Origin of the sequence: Gilliamella sp. Gris1-4 (genome assembly GCF_001690335.1) — a bacterium.
GTDB lineage: Bacteria > Pseudomonadota > Gammaproteobacteria > Enterobacterales > Orbaceae > Gilliamella > Gilliamella apicola_P.
This window is the reverse complement of the sequence record NZ_LZHA01000015.1, coordinates 1-1,994: the sequence shown is the minus strand read 5'-3', so window position 1 is coordinate 1,994 and position 1,994 is coordinate 1. Positions and strand designations below refer to the sequence as shown.

Sequence of the window (1,994 nt, the reverse complement as noted above, 5' to 3'; positions counted from 1 at the left end):
ATAATAAAATGCAATCATGTGCACAACATGACTAATTAAAAATGAACTAAAAAGAAATATTGTTGATAATAAAACAATTCTTGAATTTTTATGCAATGAAGTTAATTTGTTATTGAGCAAGTAAAGAATAAAATACTCGGTGCAAAATACAACAACAATAAGCGTAAACATTAAAAAATAGGTAATTATCGAAAAATCGACAACCTGTCCAGACAAAACCATGGATAAGACAGATTGATTTACGTGAAATCGATACTGTTGAAATACAATAGTATCGATATATAATCCAATTTGAATAAAGCTAAATATTGCAGCTAAAATAATATTGCGAATAGCTTGTTTAAACCATAAAAGAGGTATACAAACAACCAAAAGTAATAAATAAGCCGAGAAAAAATGCCCCAATACAGCAAATATTGAAAATGCCACACTCGGCCAATTAAATGATGCCTCGGGGACAAGAAAGAAACGAATTGATAGTATTGATGAAATAAATAGATTAATTAAGGCAAAATAGTATAATTTTTTCATAGTGTTAAGTAAGTTATTAATTCATTATAATAAGAATTTTACTGTATTTTATATTGAAACATAGTCTTTCCTGAAACTTTTTAATAAACTAGTACTAAAAAAATACGATTCTAATAAAATTTTAACAAAAAAGGCTCAATTTAGAGCCCTTTTAGTTGAATTAAATGCAATTATCGACGATCTGCAAAAATTCTTAACAACATAATGAATAAGTTAATAAAATCAAGATAAAGGGTTAGTGCACCTAAAACAACAAATCTCCTAAACATATTAGGATCATCCTGCGATAATTGATCGCCAAATTCTTTCAGGTTTTGCGTATGATAAGCTGTTAATCCAGCAAAAACAAATACACCAATATACGTAATAGCCCACATCAACGGCTGGCTTTGCATGAAGATATTAACGAGCGAAGCGATTATAATACCCACTAATCCCATAAATAAAAAGCTTCCAAAACCAGACAAATCACGTTTAGTGGTATAACCATAAAGAGCCAAAGCTGCAAACATTCCAGCTGTAATAAAAAATACACTTGCTATTGATGATGAAGTATAAACAATAAAATAAATCGAAAATGTGCAACCATTTAAAACCGAATAAAACATGAATAATGTTGTCGCAACAGCTCCAGAAAGGCGATTAATCAATGCAGAAATGGCAATAACTAAAGCAAATTCAGCAATAAGTAACACCCACATACCTTGATATAAAACGTTCAAAAGCGCATAGTTATTGGATGCAAACCAAGCAACTAGGGCTGTTAAAAGCAATCCGACGGCATCCAACCATAAACATGACTAATATATGTTTGCATGCGATTACTAGATTGTTCAATAATCGAGCCATTAGGTGAATTATTTCTCATTAATTACCTCTAGTTAAAAAAGAATGACATAACTTAATATCATTATATACTAAATAAATACTAATACCATTTTCTCAATGTTTCTTTATCTGTTTTTTTTGCTTCAACCCAAGTTTCGCCTTGGGGCGTTCGTTCTTTTTTCCAAAAAGGCGCTTCGTTCTTTAATACATCCATAATGAACTCTACTGCTGCAAACGCATCTGAACGATGTGCGCTACTTGCTCCCACAAAGACAATCTTTTCATTTGCGATAATTTCACCTACTCGATGAATTACCGCAACTCGACTTAATTGCCACCGCTCTCTAGCTTGGGCTATGATATTAGCTAAGACTTTCTCTGTCATTCCTGCATAATGTTCTAAAAATAAGCTTATCGTTTGTTTTTCATTACTACGAACTTTGCCCATAAAAGAGACAACAGCACCATCTTGTGGTAATTGTGAAAGCCAATCGTTTAACTTATTAACATCAATCGGCTGCTCACTAACATTGATAAGATCCATAATGTTATCCACCTGTTACTGGAGGAAAGAAAGCGATTTCATCGCCTTCTTTCACAATATAATCAAAATCAACCAACAGATCGGAAGAGCA

Annotated in this window: 3 protein-coding genes and 1 pseudogene; all 4 read right to left on the bottom strand. The window is 32.0% G+C overall.

Annotated features, from left to right (window positions below; all coding sequences use genetic code 11):
* On the bottom strand, positions 1-531 hold a 531-nt coding region (locus A9G31_RS01860), incomplete at its 3' end, for a DUF3413 domain-containing protein (protein WP_141671348.1).
* Between the two features lie 170 nt (positions 532-701).
* Positions 702-1,399 (bottom strand): annotated as a pseudogene (locus A9G31_RS01855) (Bax inhibitor-1/YccA family protein).
* A 60-nt stretch (positions 1,400-1,459) separates the two neighbouring features.
* Positions 1,460-1,903, bottom strand: a complete 444-nt coding sequence (moaE, locus tag A9G31_RS01850; RefSeq protein ID WP_065560192.1) for a molybdopterin synthase catalytic subunit MoaE — start codon at positions 1,901-1,903, stop codon at positions 1,460-1,462.
* A gap of 4 nt (positions 1,904-1,907) precedes the next feature.
* Entirely contained in the window at positions 1,908-1,979 is a 72-nt protein-coding gene (locus tag A9G31_RS12165) for a MoaD/ThiS family protein (protein WP_442902664.1), read from the bottom strand.
* Positions 1,980-1,994 lie beyond the last annotated feature (15 nt).

What these genes read in the sequence shown, in the direction of transcription:
- moaE (WP_065560192.1), bottom strand. Translation starts at nt 1,903, where the DNA reads ATGGATCTTATCAATGTTAGTGAGCAGCCGATTGATGTTAATAAGTTA.